Origin of the sequence: Pseudoduganella sp. R-32 (genome assembly GCF_049913245.1) — a bacterium.
GTDB lineage: Bacteria > Pseudomonadota > Gammaproteobacteria > Burkholderiales > Burkholderiaceae_D > Rugamonas.
In genome coordinates, this window is record NZ_CP183987.1 from 6,638,729 (window position 1) to 6,655,587 (window position 16,859).

Annotated in this window: 22 protein-coding genes; 11 read left to right on the forward strand and 11 right to left on the reverse strand. The window is 62.8% G+C overall.

Annotation, left to right across the window (positions count from 1 at the left end; all coding sequences use genetic code 11):
- Positions 1–8 precede the first annotated feature (8 nt).
- Genes murU through ACN9MU_RS30390 form a run of 4 tightly spaced genes read left to right on the forward strand, consistent with a single transcriptional unit; the run spans position 9 to position 4,021 of the window.
- Complete coding sequence (gene murU, locus ACN9MU_RS30375; protein WP_426165789.1) at positions 9–704, forward strand: N-acetylmuramate alpha-1-phosphate uridylyltransferase MurU; 696 nt, start codon at positions 9–11, stop codon at positions 702–704.
- Positions 701–2,017, forward strand: a complete 1,317-nt coding sequence (gene pepP / locus ACN9MU_RS30380; RefSeq protein WP_426319543.1) for a Xaa-Pro aminopeptidase — start codon at positions 701–703, stop codon at positions 2,015–2,017. The genes murU and pepP overlap by 4 nt, the downstream gene beginning before the upstream one ends.
- On the forward strand, positions 2,014–3,150 hold the full coding sequence (locus ACN9MU_RS30385; protein ID WP_426343881.1) for a UbiH/UbiF/VisC/COQ6 family ubiquinone biosynthesis hydroxylase: 1,137 nt from the start codon (positions 2,014–2,016) through the stop codon (positions 3,148–3,150). The genes pepP and ACN9MU_RS30385 overlap by 4 nt, the downstream gene beginning before the upstream one ends.
- A 10-nt stretch (positions 3,151–3,160) precedes the next feature.
- The gene (locus ACN9MU_RS30390) at positions 3,161–4,021 is read left to right on the forward strand and encodes a TIGR02285 family protein (protein WP_426319545.1); all 861 of its coding nucleotides are present in this window, start codon (positions 3,161–3,163) and stop codon (positions 4,019–4,021) included.
- Between the two features lie 136 nt (positions 4,022–4,157).
- Here the strand turns inward: ACN9MU_RS30390 and ACN9MU_RS30395 are convergent, their stop codons facing one another.
- Genes ACN9MU_RS30395 through ACN9MU_RS30405 form a run of 3 tightly spaced genes read right to left on the reverse strand, consistent with a single transcriptional unit; the run spans position 4,158 to position 7,153 of the window.
- Complete coding sequence (locus ACN9MU_RS30395; protein ID WP_426319546.1) at positions 4,158–5,690, reverse strand: NAD(P)(+) transhydrogenase (Re/Si-specific) subunit beta; 1,533 nt, start codon at positions 5,688–5,690, stop codon at positions 4,158–4,160.
- Positions 5,687–6,031, reverse strand: a complete 345-nt coding sequence (locus tag ACN9MU_RS30400) for an NAD(P) transhydrogenase subunit alpha (RefSeq protein WP_426319547.1) — start codon at positions 6,029–6,031, stop codon at positions 5,687–5,689. The genes ACN9MU_RS30395 and ACN9MU_RS30400 overlap by 4 nt, the downstream gene beginning before the upstream one ends.
- A 9-nt stretch (positions 6,032–6,040) precedes the next feature.
- Complete coding sequence (locus ACN9MU_RS30405) at positions 6,041–7,153, reverse strand: Re/Si-specific NAD(P)(+) transhydrogenase subunit alpha (protein WP_426165801.1); 1,113 nt, start codon at positions 7,151–7,153, stop codon at positions 6,041–6,043.
- Between the two features lie 165 nt (positions 7,154–7,318).
- Here ACN9MU_RS30405 and ACN9MU_RS30410 point away from each other — a divergent pair, with 165 nt between their 5' ends.
- Positions 7,319–7,801: an NUDIX hydrolase gene (locus tag ACN9MU_RS30410; RefSeq protein WP_426165803.1), complete on the forward strand. Its 483-nt coding sequence runs from the start codon at positions 7,319–7,321 to the stop codon at positions 7,799–7,801.
- A gap of 76 nt (positions 7,802–7,877) precedes the next feature.
- Positions 7,878–8,987 carry a tRNA 2-thiouridine(34) synthase MnmA gene (gene mnmA / locus ACN9MU_RS30415; RefSeq protein WP_426165805.1) on the forward strand — a complete coding sequence of 370 codons (1,110 nt, stop codon included), beginning with the start codon at positions 7,878–7,880 and terminating at the stop codon, positions 8,985–8,987.
- Here the strand turns inward: mnmA and ACN9MU_RS30420 are convergent.
- Positions 8,973–9,404: a response regulator gene (locus ACN9MU_RS30420; RefSeq protein ID WP_426165807.1), complete on the reverse strand. Its 432-nt coding sequence runs from the start codon at positions 9,402–9,404 to the stop codon at positions 8,973–8,975. The two genes, mnmA and ACN9MU_RS30420, sit on opposite strands and share 15 nt — an antisense overlap.
- A gap of 8 nt (positions 9,405–9,412) precedes the next feature.
- Positions 9,413–10,192, reverse strand: coding sequence for a 5'-3' exonuclease (locus ACN9MU_RS30425; protein WP_426165809.1), 780 nt, complete (start codon positions 10,190–10,192; stop codon positions 9,413–9,415).
- A gap of 193 nt (positions 10,193–10,385) precedes the next feature.
- Here ACN9MU_RS30425 and ACN9MU_RS30430 point away from each other — a divergent pair, with 193 nt between their 5' ends.
- From ACN9MU_RS30430 to ACN9MU_RS30440, 3 genes are read left to right on the forward strand one after another with little or no spacing between them, the layout of a single operon-like run.
- Entirely contained in the window at positions 10,386–10,619 is a 234-nt protein-coding gene (locus tag ACN9MU_RS30430) for a hypothetical protein (protein WP_426336560.1), read from the forward strand.
- Positions 10,616–10,819, forward strand: a complete 204-nt coding sequence (locus ACN9MU_RS30435; protein WP_426319551.1) for a PIN domain-containing protein — start codon at positions 10,616–10,618, stop codon at positions 10,817–10,819. The genes ACN9MU_RS30430 and ACN9MU_RS30435 overlap by 4 nt, the downstream gene beginning before the upstream one ends.
- On the forward strand, positions 10,803–11,009 hold the full coding sequence (locus ACN9MU_RS30440) for a PIN domain-containing protein (protein WP_426319552.1): 207 nt from the start codon (positions 10,803–10,805) through the stop codon (positions 11,007–11,009). Before ACN9MU_RS30435 ends, ACN9MU_RS30440 begins: the two co-directional genes overlap by 17 nt.
- A gap of 34 nt (positions 11,010–11,043) precedes the next feature.
- Here the strand turns inward: ACN9MU_RS30440 and ACN9MU_RS30445 are convergent, their stop codons facing one another.
- Both ACN9MU_RS30445 and ACN9MU_RS30450 read right to left on the reverse strand, forming a co-directional pair.
- Positions 11,044–11,589, reverse strand: a complete 546-nt coding sequence (locus ACN9MU_RS30445) for an NADAR family protein (protein ID WP_426319553.1) — start codon at positions 11,587–11,589, stop codon at positions 11,044–11,046.
- A gap of 188 nt (positions 11,590–11,777) precedes the next feature.
- Complete coding sequence (locus ACN9MU_RS30450) at positions 11,778–12,449, reverse strand: glutathione S-transferase family protein (protein ID WP_426319554.1); 672 nt, start codon at positions 12,447–12,449, stop codon at positions 11,778–11,780.
- 28 nt (positions 12,450–12,477) lie between these two features.
- On the opposite strand from ACN9MU_RS30450, the gene ACN9MU_RS30455 reads away from it, so the two are divergent.
- Positions 12,478–12,849 (forward strand): group III truncated hemoglobin, encoded by a 372-nt coding sequence (locus ACN9MU_RS30455; RefSeq protein WP_426165819.1) that lies wholly within the window; start codon positions 12,478–12,480, stop codon positions 12,847–12,849.
- On the opposite strand, the gene ACN9MU_RS30460 is transcribed toward ACN9MU_RS30455, so the two are convergent.
- From ACN9MU_RS30460 to ACN9MU_RS30470, 3 genes are all read right to left on the reverse strand, one after another.
- Complete coding sequence (locus ACN9MU_RS30460; protein ID WP_426319555.1) at positions 12,842–13,405, reverse strand: hypothetical protein; 564 nt, start codon at positions 13,403–13,405, stop codon at positions 12,842–12,844. The genes ACN9MU_RS30455 and ACN9MU_RS30460 overlap by 8 nt on opposite strands.
- Positions 13,395–15,683: a TonB-dependent receptor gene (locus ACN9MU_RS30465; RefSeq protein WP_426343882.1), complete on the reverse strand. Its 2,289-nt coding sequence runs from the start codon at positions 15,681–15,683 to the stop codon at positions 13,395–13,397. Before ACN9MU_RS30465 ends, ACN9MU_RS30460 begins: the two co-directional genes overlap by 11 nt.
- A 95-nt stretch (positions 15,684–15,778) precedes the next feature.
- The gene (locus ACN9MU_RS30470) at positions 15,779–16,114 is read right to left on the reverse strand and encodes a DUF2946 family protein (RefSeq protein ID WP_426343883.1); all 336 of its coding nucleotides are present in this window, start codon (positions 16,112–16,114) and stop codon (positions 15,779–15,781) included.
- A 139-nt stretch (positions 16,115–16,253) separates the two neighbouring features.
- Here ACN9MU_RS30470 and ACN9MU_RS30475 point away from each other — a divergent pair, with 139 nt between their 5' ends.
- The gene (locus ACN9MU_RS30475; protein WP_426319558.1) at positions 16,254–16,538 is read left to right on the forward strand and encodes a hypothetical protein; all 285 of its coding nucleotides are present in this window, start codon (positions 16,254–16,256) and stop codon (positions 16,536–16,538) included.
- Between the two features lie 43 nt (positions 16,539–16,581).
- Here ACN9MU_RS30475 and ACN9MU_RS30480 read toward each other — a convergent pair whose 3' ends face one another.
- The gene (locus ACN9MU_RS30480) at positions 16,582–16,857 is read right to left on the reverse strand and encodes a DUF6587 family protein (protein WP_426319559.1); all 276 of its coding nucleotides are present in this window, start codon (positions 16,855–16,857) and stop codon (positions 16,582–16,584) included.
- Positions 16,858–16,859 lie beyond the last annotated feature (2 nt).

The following is a 16,859-nucleotide window of genomic DNA, read 5'->3' on the forward strand; positions in this document are numbered from 1 at the left end:
GGCGACGCATGAAAGCCATGATCCTCGCCGCCGGCCGCGGCGAACGCATGCGGCCCCTGACCGACACCTGCCCCAAGCCGCTGCTGAAAGTGCGCGGCCGGCCGCTGATCGTCTGGCATATCCTGAACCTGGTGCGCGCCGGGATCACGGAGATCGTCATCAACCACGCCCACCTCGGCCACATGATCGAGCAAGCGCTGGGCGACGGCTCGCAGTTCGGCGCCCAGATCCAGTATTCGCCGGAAGCGGAAGCGCTGGAAACGGCAGGCGGCATCGCCAATGCCCTGCACCTGCTGGGCGACCAGCCCTTCCTGGTGCTGTCGGGCGATATCTACTGCCCGCACTTCGACTTTTCCGAAGCGCTGGACGTGCTGAAGGACAAGGACCACCGCGGCGACCCGTACCCCGCCCACGTGCGCGACATCGCCTGGATCTGGCTGACGCCCAACCCGTGGCACAACCCGGAAGGCGACTTCGCCCTGAACCTGTACACCGTTTCCGGCCAGGGCTCGCCGAAGTGGAACTTCGCCAATATCGGCGTGTACCGTCCCGAGATGTTCGCCGGTATCACGCCGGGCCAGAAGGCCGGCCTGGGCAAGCTGCTGTTCGAATACGCCGACCAGGGCCGCATCGGCGGCGAGATCTACCAGGATGAATGGGTCAACGTCGGCACCGTGCGCCAACTGGAAGAACTGAACGCATGAAACCCTACTCCGACCGCCGCGCGCGCCTGCTGGCCCAGATGGAAGCGGGCAGCGTGGCAGTCATCGGCACCGCGCCCGAAGCGACGCGCAATGCCGACACCGAATACCCCTACCGCCACGACAGCTCCTTCTACTACCTGACCGGCTTCACCGAGCCGGAAGCTGTGCTGGTGCTGGTGGCGCCGCGCGGCAACGCCGCCGCGCAATCGATATTGTTCTGCCGCGAAAAGCACCTCGAATCCGAAATCTGGGACGGCTACCGCTACGGCCCCGAGGCCGCACGCGAGGCGTTCGGCTTCGACGCCGCCCACCCGGTCGGCGCGCTGGACGAGCACATGGTGCGACACCTGTCCAACGCCAGCGCCCTGTACGCCTCGCTGGCACGCGGCGGCGAAGAGCAGCAGCGACGCTGGTTCGACGGCGTGCGCAGGCTGTCGCGCAGCGGCACCACCGCGCCGCCCGCGCTGCGCGACCTGCCTTCCCTGGTCGATGAAATGCGGCTGTTCAAGGACGAACACGAGCGTGCCATCATGCTGCGCGCCGGCGAGATCTCGGCAGGCGCCCACGCCCGAGCCATGCGCTTTGCCGGCGCCCATGGCGCTGGCGCCTTCGAATACGAACTGGAAGCCGAACTGCTGCACGAGTTCCGCCGCCATGGCGCCCAGTTCCCCGCTTACACGCCGATCGTGGCCTCCGGTCCCAACGCCTGCGTCCTGCACTACAACGCCAACAACCGCCGCACCCAGGACGGCGACCTGGTGCTGATCGACGCCGGCTGCGAACTCGATGGCTACGCCTCCGACATTACCCGCACCTTTCCGGTCAACGGCCGCTTTAGCCCCGCCCAGCGCGAGCTGTACGAGCTGGTGCTGGCCGCGCAACAAGCCGCCTTCGCCGCCATTAGGCCCGGCCGCAAATACCACGACGCCCACGACGCCGCCGTGCAAGTGCTGGCGCAGGGCATGCTGGACTGCGGCCTGCTGCAAGGCACGCTGGACGAAGTGCTGGCCGAGAAAAAATACACGCAGTTCTACATGCACGGCACCGGCCACTGGATCGGCATGGACGTGCATGACGTCGGCCTGTACCGCGACGTAAGTCGCGAAGACAAGCCTTCGCGCCTGCTGCAAGCCGGCATGGCGATGACGGTGGAACCTGGCATCTACGTGCGCCCGGCCGAAGACGTGCCGGAAAAGTACTGGAACATCGGCATCCGCATCGAAGACGACGTGATCGTCACCGATGGCGGCTTCCAGCTGTTGACGGGCGGCGCGCCCAAGACAGTGGCCGAGATTGAAGCTTTGATGAAATGACTGATTACGATATCGCCATTTGCGGCGCCGGCCCGGCCGGCATGGCCCTGGCAGCAATGCTGGTAAAACGCGGCGTCGACGCCGCCCGCATCGTGCTGGTGGACGCCAAGCCGCTCGAACAAGCCATGCAGGACCCGCGCACCCTGGCCCTGTCCTACGGCAGCCGCCAGATCCTCGAGCAGGTCGGTGCCTGGCCGATCCACGCCACCGCGATTCACGAGATTCACGTTTCGCGGCGCGGCCAGTTCGGCCGCAGCATGATCACGCGCGACGAACACAGGCTGCCCGCGCTGGGCTACGTCACGCGCTATGGCGCCATCGTCGAAGCACTGGGCAACGTCTGCCAGCGCCTCGGCATCGCCGCCTTGCGCCCGGTGCGCGTCAGCGGCAGCGTCGAAGCCGCCGACAGCGCCACGCTGCACCTTGAAAGCGAAGGCCAAAGCCCGCGCGTGCTGCGCGCCGCCGTGGTAGTGCAAGCCGAGGGCGGATTGTTCGGCGAGCAGGCCGACAAGGCCGAAACGCGCGACTACCGGCAGACCGCCATCATCGCCCAGGTCAACACCAGCGCCCCGCTGGCGCACCGCGCTTACGAACGCTTTACCAGCGAAGGCCCGCTAGCCCTGCTGCCCCAGGACGACGGCTACTCGCTGGTCTGGTGCGCGCGCCCCGCCAGCGCGCAAGCCATCCTCGCACTGGACGATGCCGCCTTCCTTGCCAAGCTGGGAGAGACCTTCGGCGAGCGCCTGGGCAAGTTCACGCACGCCACGCGCCGCCTGGCCTTCCCGCTCGGCCTGAACGCAGGCGTCACCGGCAGCGCGCGCAGCGTCGCCATCGGCAATGCCGCGCAGACCCTGCACCCGGTAGCCGGCCAGGGCCTCAACCTCGGCCTGCGCGACGCCACCGAACTGGCACGCGCACTGGCACGCGGCGCCACCCCACAGGCATTGGAAGAATACGCCGCCCAGCGCCGCCGCGACCGCAAACTGACTGTGCGCCTGACTGACACGATGGCCCGCGTCTTCGCCAACGAATCGCTGCTGCAGCCCCTGCTCGGCCTCGGCCTGGCCGCCATCGACCTCGCAGCCCCAGCGCGCGCCGTGCTGGCCGAATTGATGATGTACGGCCGCCGCTAAGGGAAACACCATGCGCCGCCCTGCCTTCGCGCTGCTCGCCGCCCTGCTGGTGCCAGGCGTGCAGGCACGCGACAGGATGTCCTGGCTGATGCCCGACGTGCCGCCTGCCTCGATGCCGGTGGACGGCAAGCCCACCACCGGCATCGCCGACCAGATCGCGCTATACATCAGCGCCCGCTGGCCCGAAGCCGAGCACCGCTTCATCTACGCCAATCCCAAACGCACCTGGCTGATGATCGAGCGCGGCGAGCAAGCCTGCGTGGTGGCCGCCTTGCGCAATGCCGAAAGGGACAAGCTGGCCTACTTCGTCAACACCAACCTGGTGCCGCCGCTGCAGCTGGTGGCGCAGGCCAGCACCCTGCCGCGCCTGCCGCTGAACGCCCATGGCGAAGCCGACCTGCAGAAATTATTGTCCGATCCCGTCTTGCGCGGCATCGTGGTGGAACGCCGCAGCTACGGCGCAGCAGTGGACGAATTGCTGGCCGGGCGCCCCGCCAATTCAAGGCTGGAGACCACCTCGGTCGGCGATTACGGCCGCAATGTGCTGAAGCTGGTGGTGCACGGCCGCGCCGACTACACCCTCGACTACGACTACGCGCTGCAATACGCCAGCAAAGCCGAGCCTGAGATCGGCGCGCTGAAAACGGTACCGATCGCGCAAAACAACAAACCCATGCTGGGCGGCATCGCCTGCCCGCGCAACGCCTGGGGCATGGCGGCAGCGAAACGCATCGACCAGATCGTCGGCACCCCCGAAGGCGCCGCCGCCATGATCAAAGCGCAGAACAGCTGGCACACCCCGGCCTCCCAGCAACGCTACGCCGCCCAGATCAGCGAATTCCAGCGCCAGCGCGCCAAACCCACCCACTAAAACAGAAGAGCCCGTGTCACACCTTGGGGTCACACCCCAACTGTGCCACGAGCTCATCCTTGGTAACACTTGGGCCCGTGTCACACTAGGGGTGTGACCCCAGGGTGTGACACGGACTCGGCTGTGAGTGCAGGCCTTATTCGACGGCCTTCACCATGTCTTCCAGCACTTTCTTGGCGTCGCCAAATACCATCATGGTCTTGTCCATGTAGAACAGCTCGTTGTCCAGGCCTGCATAGCCGGACGCCATCGAGCGCTTGTTAACGATGATGGTCTTGGCCTTGTAGGCCTCGAGAATGGGCATGCCGGCAATCGGGGACTTGGGGTCTTTCGCCGCCGGGTTCACCACGTCGTTCGCGCCCAGCACCAGTACCACGTCTGCCTGCGCGAACTCGCTGTTGATGTCTTCCATCTCGAATACCTGGTCATAAGGCACTTCGGCTTCCGCCAGCAGCACGTTCATATGGCCCGGCATGCGGCCGGCGACCGGGTGGATCGCATACTTCACCGTCACGCCGTGGTGGCCAAGTTTTTCGACCAGTTCCTTCAGCGCGTGCTGGGCGCGTGCCACCGCCAGGCCATATCCAGGAACGATGATCACGGTTTCGGCGTTCTGCATCAGGAACACGGCGTCATCCGACGAACCCGACTTCACATTGCGCTGCGCTTGCGCGCCGCCTGCCGCCGCAGCGGAGGTGTCGCCGCCGAAGCCGCCCAGGATCACGTTGAAGAACGAACGATTCATGGCCTTGCACATGATGTAGGACAGGATCGCGCCAGAGGAACCCACCAGCGAACCGGCGATGATCAGCATCGAGTTGTTGAGCGAGAAGCCAATGCCTGCCGCCGCCCAGCCCGAGTAGGAGTTCAGCATCGACACCACCACCGGCATGTCGGCGCCGCCGATCGGGATAATGATCAGCACGCCCAGCACGAAAGCAATCGCAGTCATGACCAGGAATGGGCCCCAGGCCGGCTCGCTGCCGCCGCTGAACACGAATACCAGGCCCAGGCCAATCATCACCAGCGCCAGCACCAGGTTCAGCATGTGCTGGCCGCTGAATACGACAGGTGCGCCCTGGAACAGGCGGAACTTGTACTTGCCGGCCAGCTTGCCGAAAGCGATCACCGAGCCGCTGAAGGTAATCGCCCCGACAAAGGTGCCGATGAACAGCTCGATGCGGTTACCGACCGGCAGTGCCTGGCCGCGTGCTGCGATGCCGAAGGCATGCGGCTCGGCCACGGCTGCGATGGCGATGCAGACCGCCGCCATGCCGATCAGCGAGTGCATTGCCGCCACCAGCTCGGGCATCTTGGTCATTTCGACGCGCTTGGCCAGGACCGCTCCAATGCCGCCCCCGACCAGCACGCCCAGCGCCACCAGGCCGAGGCCCAGGCTGCCCGACCCGCTACGGGCATGCACGTCCAGACCCATCGAGCGCGCCAGGGCCGCAACCGCCTCCGCGCTTTCCGCTGCCGCAGCAGCGTCGTGCTTGAGGCGCAGGATCAGCGCGATGGTGGTCACGGCGGCAATCGCCATGCCGGCCATGCCGAAGGCATTGCCCTTGCGTGCCGACGCCGGCGACGACAACCCTTTCAGCGCCTGGATGAAGCAGACAGACGCGATCAGGTACATCATCGTGACAAGGTTCATGGTGATGAAGCTCATGCCTTGGCCTCCTTCTCGGCCGCCGCTGCAGCACCGGCCGCAGGCACCGCTTTCTTCTCCTTCTTCTTGAACATCTCCAGCATGCGCTGGGTGACCAGGAATCCGCCGAACACATTGACCGCGGCCAGCGCCACGGCGATGGTGCCCATGATTTGCCCAACCAGGCCCTCGGTCAGCGCAGCCGCCAGCATGGCGCCCACGATGATGATGGCCGATACTGCATTCGTTACCGCCATCAGCGGCGTATGCAGCGCCGGCGTGACGTTCCAGACCACGTGATAGCCCACGTACACGGCCAGCACGAAGATGATCAGGTTGATGATGGTGTGACTGACTTCCATTCGTCTCTCCTATTTCCGCAACTGCTCGCCGCCATGGCAGACCAGCGTTGCTTTGATGATTTCATCCTCACGGTCGATGACCAGCCTGTCCTCCTTGTCGAAGACCAGCTTGAGGAAGTCCAGCACATTGCGCGCATACAGGGCGGAGGCGTCCGCCGCCACGTGGCAGGCCAGGTTCGGCTCGCCCACGATGTACACGCCATGCTTGACCACCGTCTTGCCCAGTTCGGACAAGGGGCAATTGCCGCCCTGCTCCACCGCCAGGTCGACGATGACGGACCCGGGCTTCATGGCCTTCACGGTTTCTTCGGAGATCAGCACCGGCGCCGGGCGGCCCGGAATCAGTGCCGTGGTAATGACGATGTCAGCCTGCTTGGCGCGTTCATGCACCAGCTCCGCCTGGCGTTTCATCCATTCAGGCGGCATCGGGCGCGCATAGCCGCCTACGCCCTGCGCGATCTCGCGCTCTTCGTCGGTCAGGTAAGGCACGTCGATGAATTTTGCGCCGAGCGACTCCACCTGTTCTTTCACTGGCGGACGCACGTCGGACGCCTCGATCACGGCGCCCAGGCGCTTGGCGGTCGCAATCGCTTGCAGGCCGGCCACGCCGACGCCCATGATCAGCACACGGGCAGCTTTCACGGTACCCGCTGCGGTCATCAGCATGGGCATGAAACGCTGGTAGGTATTCGCGCCAACCATCACGGCCTTGTAGCCCGCGATATTGGCCTGGGAGGACAGCACGTCCATCGACTGCGCGCGCGTGATACGCGGCACAGCTTCCAATGCAAACGCGGACAGGCCGGAAGCCGCCATGGCCGCAATGTTTTCCCCGTCAAAAGGATTCAGCATGCCGACCAGCACGGCGCCCGGTTTCATCAGGCTGCGCTCCTCGGCGTTCGGGGCGCGTACCTTCAGTACCATTTCCGCACCCAGTGCCTCTGCCGCGGTGCCAATGGTGGCGCCGGCAGCGGCATATGCTTCATCCGTCACCGAGGCTGGAATGCCGGCTCCCGCCTGCACGATCACCTGGTGCTTGACTGCTAGTTTCTTGACCGTCTCGGGCGTTGCCGCCACCCTGGTCTCCCCCGGCCTTGACTCGGCCGGTACGCCAATCTTCATAATGCCTCCAAATAGTGGGAAAAACTGACTAAAATCTAACATGAAATGTTCTACGGCCAACATTACCTATGCCGAATTGTTGCAATGCACAAGCATTTCACGCCGTGGTCACAACGAAGAGGCAAGATCAGGCTACAATGTCGGGTCTTCTGAGGATGGACTAACATGCCGCGCACCTGGAAACCGAATGTCACAGTCGCCGCCGTCATCGAGCGCGACGGGAAGTTTCTCCTGATCGAGGAAGAAACCAGTGACGGCATTCGCCTGAACCAGCCCGCCGGCCACCTCGATCCCCTGGAGTCGCTGGAACAGGCTGTCATCCGCGAAACGCTGGAAGAAACCGCTTACGATTTCACCCCGACCGCCCTGGTAGGCATGTATATGTCGCGCTACCGCTCGGCGCGTACCGGCCAGCTGGTGACGTTCCTGCGCTTTGCCTTCTGCGGCGAGGTTGGCGCTTACTATCCGGATCGCCCACTCGATGAGGGCATCCTGCGCACGCATTGGATGACGCGCGATGAAATCGCGGCCTGCCGCGAACGCCACCGCAGCCCCCTGCTGCTGACTTGCGTGGACGAATACCTGGCGGGCAAGCGCGCTCCGCTGGAGATCCTGCACACCCACGTGTCGGTATTCGAAGAAGTCTGAAGGTTTCTTCTAGTTTGGATAATTTGCAACACCCTGCCTGGGGCGCGCCGCTCCCATGGCTCAATTGGACCGCATCATGAGCAAGAAAAAAGTAGTCATCGGCATGTCCGGTGGCGTTGATTCCTCCGTTTCCGCTTGGTTACTGAAAGAACAAGGCTATGAAGTTGTCGGCCTGTTCATGAAGAACTGGGAAGACGACGACGATTCCGAATACTGTTCCTCGCGCCAGGACTGGATCGACGCGGCCAGCGTGGCCGATGTGGTGGGCGTGGACATCGAAGCCGTCAACTTTGCCGCCGAATACAAAGACCGCGTGTTTGCCGAGTTCCTGCGCGAATACCAGGCCGGCCGCACCCCGAACCCGGACGTTTTGTGCAATGCGGAGATCAAGTTCAAGGCCTTCCTCGACCACGCCATGCACCTGGGCGCGGACCTGATCGCCACCGGCCACTATGCGCGCGTGCGCCACAACACCGCCACCGGCCGCCATGAACTGCTGAAAGCCGTCGACCACACCAAGGACCAGAGCTACTTCCTGCACCGCCTGAACCAGGCGCAGTTGTCGAAGACCCTGTTCCCGCTGGGCGAAATCCCGAAAACCGAAGTGCGCAAGATCGCAGAGAAGCTGCAGCTGCCGAACGCAGCCAAGAAGGATTCCACCGGCATCTGCTTCATCGGCGAGCGTCCGTTCCGCGAATTCCTGAACCGCTACCTGTCCTACAAGGCTGGTCCGATCAAGACGCCGGACGGCAAGGTGGTGGGCGAGCACGTCGGCCTGTCCTTCTACACCCTGGGCCAGCGCAAGGGCATCGGCATCGGCGGCGTGAAGACTTACCAGAACGCGGACGGTTCCTCCGACGCCTGGTATGTGGCGCGCAAGGACGTTGAAAACAATACGCTGTGGGTAGTGCAGGGCCATGACCACCCGTGGCTGCTGTCGGAAGCGCTGCATGCCGGCCAGGCAAGCTGGGTTGCCGGCGTGGCGCCGGAGGCAGGCCGCATCAGCGCCAAGACCCGCTACCGCCAGGCCGACGTGCCGTGCGACGTTGCCGCCAACGGCGACAGCGAATTCGCGCTGAAATTCATGGATGCCCAGTGGGCAGTCACCCCGGGCCAGTCGGCCGTGCTGTACGACGGCGACGTCTGCCTGGGCGGCGGCATCATCGACGGCTCAAACTTCGTCTGATCCCCCGGCCGGGGCGGCGCCCTGCGCGTCGGCCTGCGCCTTCTGCTGCCGCTTCACCGTTGCGATAATGGTGTTGCGGATGGTCTTCAATACCGTACCGCCATTGAACGGCTTCACGATATAGCCGTTGATGCCCATTGCATGGGCCTTCTGGATCGTCGCCTGGTCGAATTCCGACGACACCATGAAGATCATGGCTTTCGGCCAATCCTTGCGCATGGCCAGCATGGACGGCTCGTCGGCCTCGATGCAGTCGCGCGAGATGCAGATGATCTGGGGCTGGTGCTTGATCAGCAGCACATTGCCCGCCACGCAGGTGTGCGCCTGGCCGACCACGTCGTAGCCGCCGTCGATCAGCACCGTGTTGAGCAGGCCGCGGGCAATGGCACTGCTGTCGATAAGAACCGCTTTTAACATCAGGAGGTTTAACGGTGGTCCCAGGCCAGCATATTCCAGCTCACGCCGATCCGGACGTCCGTTTTCAGTTGTACCAATTGACGAGAAAGATACAACATCTCGCGCTCTTTTCGTAGGCTTTCGCCGACTTTGTCCTTCAGGATGCCTGCGCCGGCCATGATTGCGTCCAGAGTGCCGTAAGTTCGCAACAGTTTGGCGGCGGTCTTCACGCCCACATTGGAGACGCCGGGGATGGAGTCGGTCTCGTCGCCCATCAGCGCCAGCAGGTCGGGCAGCATGCCGGGCGTGACGCCCCACTTCTGCTCGACCCAGGTGCGGTCGTGCCATTCGGACTTGAAGTGGTCCCAGATGCGGGCGCCTTCGGCGATCAGGCAATGCAGGTCCTTATCGGTGGTGGCCACCACCGCCTCGCCGCGGTTCTCGCTGAGCCAGCGCGTGACCACGGTGCCGATCACGTCGTCGGCCTCCACTTCGGGGATGGCGATCGGGCACATGCCGATCCTGGTCAGCTGCATATAGAACTCGGGCAGCGCCTCGCGCAGTACTTCCGGCATCGGCTGGCGGCCTTCTCGGTAGCCCTTGTACAGGCTATGGCGCCAGGTGGGACCGCCGTAATCGAAGGCTGGCAGGATATGGGTCGGTTCGTGGCCGTTGACCAGGCGCTGGAAAGCGTTGAACGCATGGCGCATGGCGATCTCGGCTTTGAGGTCCGAGTCCGGCTCCGGACTTGCCTCATACACACGCCGCACAATATTCAAACCGTCAATGGCCAGCAATCTTCCTGTCATAGCCGGCATTTTACCGCACAGCTACTTGCTGTTCCGTATCGCCGCGTGCAAAGTCAGCACAGCTACAGATCCCTTCAAGCAGACTGATCGACAATGGCGCAACACAGCTCTGACCCTGTTCTGCGTTCCCTCAAATTGCCTCCACCTGCATCAGGATTAAGATGATGAATCAAGATTGCGAATGGAGGCTGAGATGGAGCCAACTGTTTCAATGGAAGAGTTCGCACGTGACCCGATCAAATGGTTGGAACAGGCTCGGGCGAAGGAGGAAAATTTCCTGATTTCAGATCAGGGGGAATTGATTGCGCAGGTCACCCCGTTCCCAGTTCCCGATCCGACCGCAATTGATCGATTGCGTGAAATGACAATGAGTTACGGAGACGTGTTATCGCCCGCCTGGGAAGCTGAGCCAGAGACGAGCAAATGATATTGCTCGATACGCACACGCTAATCTGGTGGTATGAGAGAGATTCGCGTCTTTCGAACCACGCCGCGACGGCAATTGAACTTGGACAGGCGCAAAGCAGAGTGCTGGTTTCTACTATCACTAGCTGGGAAGTTGCACTCTTGCTTTGGAAAGGACGTTTAGCGCTGCATTGCGGAATCACCAATGGATTGCTGGCGTAGCACGCTTGCCAGTTTTTCGCTTTATCCCGTTGACAGCGCGATCGCCATTGACGCAGTTCATTTACCCAACTATTCTCCGCGTGACCCTGCTGATCGCATCATCATTGCAACTGCCCTACGATACGATGCCTCCATCGTGACGGCAGATCGAGAAATGCAAGGTTATCCGAACATCGCCACAATCTGGTAAGAACGCTCCCCTTTAATCAGTTTCACCAGCCGTTTCACTCGCTGAGACGCGATCGCACTTCCATCAAGGCAAACCCGAGCAGATTCATTCCCGTCCATTCGGATGGGTTCTCTGCATACGGCGAATCTGCAGCAAAGCCTGTACCCCAGACGAAATCAACGGGACTTGCTTCCACCAGGACTTGTTCGCCAGTGGCGAGCAGGAAGCCGCGCAACGGGGCGTTCTGCGCGAACTTTGCATAGTTGGCCTGGACCACGATATCCCAACGGTTCGCGGCCCAGATTTCTTCATCGAACCCTTGTACTTCGCGGCCGGCGGCTTTGGCGACTGCCGGGTTGCGAGCCTGCAGGATACGATCCAGCGCAACTGCGTCACTGAACAAGCGGGCCTTTTCCGCCATCATGAAATGTTCGGCTGTCGGGTACCGTGTGCCATCGATAACAAACTCCGCTTCGAACCATTGGCTGAAGCAAGTCTTCGTGATCGAACCATTCTGTGATGGTTGATGCCCCCAGAACAGAACCATCCTGGGTTGCCCATGATTGCGAACATGCTCGCACAGCTCGACGACATTCCTCATTTAATTTCTTCTCCAGTGAACTCCGCTTCAAAGGCGGCAACCGCTGCCCCCTTCCGGTCAAGCACCGCAAAGACCACGTGCTCGACCGCATCCCTTTATTGTTATTGGTTTTTTTTTGATCAAGCAGGAACATCATAAGCCACTTAGTGCAATTTCACAACTAAGTTAGACTATTTTTACACTAAGCCTTAGCGCAACAGTTCGTACGGGCCGCCGCGCTCTAGGGCACGCTGGTAGGCCGGGCGGGCGTGGATGCGCTGCAGGAAGGCTTGCAGGCGCGGGTAGTTGGCGCCAAGGCCGGCGCGCGAGGCGGCCGCTTCAAGGGGGAAGCTCATCTGGATATCGGCAGCGCTGAACTCGTTGCCAGCGAACCAGTCGCGGTTGGCGAGTTCGGACTCCAGGAAGGCCAGGTGGCGGTCGATATTGGGCTGCACGAAGCTCGACATCACCTTCTGCGCGATGGCGCGCTTGATCGGCTTGACGAAGAATGGCGCCGGCGAGGATTCAACCTTGTCGAACACGAGCTTCATCAGCAGCGGCGACATCAGCGAGCCTTCGGCGTAATGCATGAAGTAGCGCCAGCGCAGCTTGTCCGGCGTGCCGGCCGGCGGCACCAGCCGGTCATTGCCGTGCTTCTCCACCAGGTACTCGAGAATGGCGCCCGACTCCGCGACGATATTGCCTTCATGTTCGATGACGGGCGACTTGCCCAGCGGGTGCACCCTGGTCAGCTCCGGCGGTGCCAGCATGGTCTTCGGGTCACGCTGGTAATGCTTGATCTCATAGGCCAGCCCCAGCTCTTCCAGCAACCACAACACGCGCTGGGAACGAGAGTTATTGAGGTGGTGAACGATGATCATGGGCGCTCCGCAAGGTTAAAATGGAGCCATGACTTTACCACTGACCCAGGAATCCATCGCGACACTGGTCCACGAGTTCTACGACGGCGTGCGCGCCGATCCGGAACTGGGCCCGGTGTTCAATGCTGCCATCGACGACTGGGAGCCGCACCTGGCGCGCATGGTGGAGTTCTGGAGCACTACCATGCTGGGCACCAAGAGCTTCCAGGGCAATGTCTACGGCAAGCACATGGCGCTGCCGGGCGTACAGCCGCAGCACTTCCAGCGCTGGCTTGCGCTGTTCCAGTCGACGGTGGACCGCCTGTTCGAGCCAGCCGTGGCGGAAGAATTCCGCATCGTCGCCAGCCGTATTGCGCAAAGCCTGCAATACGGCTTCTTCGGCCAGGTGCATTTCAGCTGAAGGCGTCGGCGGCGCTCATCACCGAGTAACTGGCTTGCCAGCGGCGCAGTGCAGCCGGCAATACCTGCATCGGCTGCGGCGCCGCAATGAAGTCGCCGGAAGCCTGCGTGCACCCTTCTTCCCGCACTTGCAGCCAGTCCAGCAGGTTGGACACCTCACAGCAGCCTGCATGACCTTCATCGCGCAGTTCGAGCCGGTGTTGCGCAATGCCTGCCTGCAGCATCAGCCCCTGGATATCGGCCGCAAGCGCGATGGCGTCCGGCGTATCCTTGCTGAATGCCAGCGGCGGCAGGCACAACACCATGTCCAGCTTGAAGCCTTCCGCCTCCCACATCCTTAACGCAGCCAGCGCATCGCACACCATGTGCAGCAGGAAGACCCGTTCCAGTCCCGAAGCCGACAACTCGCCGGCAAAATCGCAGTAGTGCAGGACGCCGCTGCCGGGGCGGCGCCAATGGACGGCCGCCAGCACGCTGCCGATGCTGCCGTCACGCGCGGCAACCTGGGGCTGGCACCACAGTTCAAACTGGCCCAGCTCGAGCGCATTACCAATCAAATTTCACCTCCGCAGAGTAAGAGCGTTGTGGGTAAGGGTGGAAGTTCCAGTACTTGTAGTTGTTGGCGTTGTCGATGCCGAAGGCGGCGCTCCAGTGCTTGTCGATGCGGTAGCGCAGGCGCGCGTCGACCGTGAAGTATTTGCTGGCGCCCTGGTAGGCAAAGCCGTTGATGTCGGTGTTGTCCAGCGTCGAGTATTGCTTGCCGCTGTAGCGGGCTGCCAGCGTGGCGCTCAGCTTGTCGTTCACGCGGTAGGTTGCCACTGCACTGGCACGCCATTCGGGAATGCGCGGCTGCCATTTGCCGACGCTGGCCGGGAACTTCTCGTTGCGCTTGATCTTCGAATCGGTCCAGGTCAGGCTGGCCTGCATGTCGAGTCCTTCGACCAGCACGTTTTCGTTGGACCAGGCAGTCTCCAGGCCATGGGTGCGGATCAGGTCGACGTTCTGCACATTGGTCACGTTCGGCGTCACCAGCACATTGGTTTGCGAATACAGCGCGTCGCGGTTGCGCTCGAAGAAGGCCGTGATGCGCAAGGCGGAATTGCCGACCAGACGCTCGGCGCTCAGCTCCGTAGTCCAGGAGCGCTCGGCCTTCAGGTCCGGATCGTTGTTGATCAGGGTGCCAGTGTTGTTGATGCCGCCCTGGTACAGCTCGGACACGGTCGGCATGCGGATCGCGCGTCCGGTGGAAGCTTTCAACGTCCAGTCCTCGTTGGCCTGGAAGGCCAGCGCCACCTTGGGCGAGATAAAGTTGTCGCTGCGTTTGGCATGGCGCACCACGGTGGTCGCGTTGGCGGTTTCTCCATCACGGCCCTCCCAATGCTCGAAGCGCGCACCGAGCACGGTCTTCCAGTCTGGCGACAACTTCCAGGTGTCCTGCAAGTACAGGCTGTCGATGCTGGTGCGGCCGGAGAAAGCCTGATTGCGCGCGCCCGGCTCGCCGTTCAGCCAGTCGCTGGTGGCGCGCTCGATTGTCGATAGCTTGTAGGCGGCGCGCTGGAAGCCAAAATCGAAGATGTGGCTGCCGCGCATGCCGTCCGGGCGATACACACCTTTCAGGGACAAGGTATTCCAGCCGGTGCCGCCCTGGTCGACGATGCGGCCGGCGCCGCCGCTTGCGGCAGCCGGGCGCGCCGTGGTCGGTGCGCGCAGGATGTCGCGGCTGTAGTCATACAGGCTGGCCGCCACTTCCCAGTCGAACACGCCTTTGGTATTGCTCTTTACCGTCAAGCCGTGCATCAGGTGGCGCAACTCTTCCTTCGTCGAATTGAAGTCGGAAGCAGCCAGCGTGAAGCTGCGGCCATTGATCGAGACCGGCCCGCTGAACACCGGCTTGCCTGTCGTATCCCGCAGGTAGGTATCGGGCGAGCCGCTCGAATCGTTCTGCCACCAGCCCAGGGAGTAGCTGGCGCGCACGGTCGGCGAGAAATCGTATGCCACTTTGAACTTGGCGTGATCCTGCACCGTGCTGTACTGGGTCGCGGTGCCGAGGATGTAGATGTCGCGGTTGCTGCGGTCCTTGTCCACTACGGCGCCGGTGACCTGAACACCCGTTCCAGCCGCCGTGCCGCTCGCGATCGCACGCGTGGTGTAGGTCTGCGGCTGGCCATCGCTGTCGGTGCGGTTCACGCTGACAAACCAGGACCAGGCGCCGTGGCGGTCGCCAAGCGACATGCTGGACTGGCGTGCAGTCGAAGTCATGTTCGTGTTGTGCAGCTCAAACGGCTGGCGCACATAGGCGACGCGCGCATGCGCTTCGAACTGTTTCGGCATGCGCGTCACGTAATCCACCACGGCGCCGACCGAGTTGCCGCCATAGGCTGCCGAGAACGGGCCATACAGGACGTCGACACGTTCGATTTCTTCCGGCGCCACCATACCCCAGCGCGGCGCGAAGGTGGCGCCGTTGCCCAGGTAATTCGACAGCAGCACGCCATCCGCATACACCGCCGAGCGCGCGCTGTTGCCGGTGCCGGAAGCGCGGGTGGACAGCACGGCATGGTTGTAGTCGCCGATATAGCGCTTGCGCACCAGCAGGCTTGGCAGGTATTTCAGCGCGTCTTCCGCATCGCTGGCGTTGACCTGCTCTTCAATCTGCGCACGGGTGACGCCTTCGATCGTGGTCGGAATCTGGGTCGGCAGAGAAGTCGGATGGCTGCCGGCAATGACGACGGTGCCAACCATCTTCAGCGGCGATTCCCCTTCATGATCGGCAAATGCCGGGGCCGAAAAGACGGCCAGCAGCGCGGCGGCCAGGGGAATGAGGCGGGTGTTCATGATGCTTCCTTTCTTGTTCTTGCGAGCGAAGGCCTTGCGACCGCGCAGCCAAAGGGCGCGTGCAATGCAAAGCCGGGGAGTACTGCTGCGAAGATTCAAGCGGAAGGCGGGGCGCGCGACGGCGGCGCAAGGGAGACTTGCTGCGGCAACGCGGCCGCAGCCAGCAACGCCGGTTCAATGCGCGATGCCGCCACGAGTGCCAAGGCCGGGCCGGCACGCGGCGGCACGGCGGGCAAGTCGGCCTGCACCATGCAGTAGCCGCATTTCTGGACGACGTGGTGGGCTTTTGGCTGGGCGTGGCAATGCGCGACGCTGTTATCGCCGCAGGCCGCCGCCAGAAAAGTGGACAGCGTTGGCGCGGAGACGGCCATCAGCATCGCAAACAGCGCGATCCTGACAATCCCGGCAATCTGTCTCCTGCTCCAGCCCACGATGGCTCCCACAATGCAACCTCAATAAGTCGCATTGTAGGTACACGTTTGAGGCGGCGATATGCCCTAGATCAAGTTTTCACTTGCCCGCAGCGCGAGGGAACTGCTATCGTAAATCTTTCAGTCCTGACAACATGCTATGGATCATCTAGTAGCTCTCGAGTTGGTAGCTCTGTTCGTCGGCCTGTCATGCCTGCCCAACTGGCTCATCGCCCAATGGTATGCCGCTCATGGCTGCCGGCCGGCACTCAAGCGCTCCGCCGCCATCAGCGCCGTGCTGGCGCTCATTGGCATCAGCCTCGTCCTCGGTTCAGTTGCGCTGGAATTGCGCCACGCCAAACCCATGCTCACTTACGCATTCGGCTTGCTGGGCATTGCGGGCTTGCTGGTCTCTGCCGCGCTGCACACTTTCGACGAGGATTAAGCCGGCCCTGCGCCCCGGAACGGATCGCAGGACAGATAGTTATTCAGCGCTGGACGTGCAACTTGATCACGCGATGCACCGGCCCGCCGTCGGCAGGAGGGGCTGAAGACGCGGGCGAATCGCCACAACCGCCGCAGGAGCCGCAGCCGCTGCCGCAGCTCGATTCGGTATTGAAGAAGCGCGCCAGCTTTTCCTGCGGCAAGCCACGGCGCGACAGGGCATGGACGATCTGCTGGCGCCAGGCGGACGGCAGGTATTTCCGCGCCGCGTGCAGCGCGGCAGCTGCCACGATGATGCCGACGACGATTTCCTGCCACATGG